The 236-nt window shown below is 49.2% G+C and carries 1 rRNA gene; it reads left to right on the top strand.

What is annotated here, in order from left to right:
- Window positions 1-147: 147 nt before the first annotated feature.
- A 23S ribosomal RNA gene (locus G3N61_RS39350) occupies window positions 148-236 on the top strand; the annotation flags it as partial.

The raw sequence follows: 236 nt of genomic DNA, 5'->3' as shown, positions 1-236 counted from the left end.
CGGAAGCGTCTATGAGATGGACGTGAAAACTATCCGGGTTGTGATTGTATCGATGTATCTCAAGATGATTCGAACTCTATGTTTGACTCAATTGGAATACGGCACAAATGCGAGAACTCAACCTGTAACGAGACAGACTCGTTATAGGGTCAAGCGAACAAGTGCATGTGGTGGATGCCTTGGCGATCACAGGCGATGAAGGACGCGGTAGCCTGCGAAAAGCTACGGGGAGCTGG

The organism is Burkholderia sp. Ac-20349 (assembly GCF_017104865.1).
Lineage (GTDB): Bacteria > Pseudomonadota > Gammaproteobacteria > Burkholderiales > Burkholderiaceae > Burkholderia > Burkholderia aenigmatica.
This window is presented reverse-complemented; position numbering and strand designations above follow the sequence as displayed.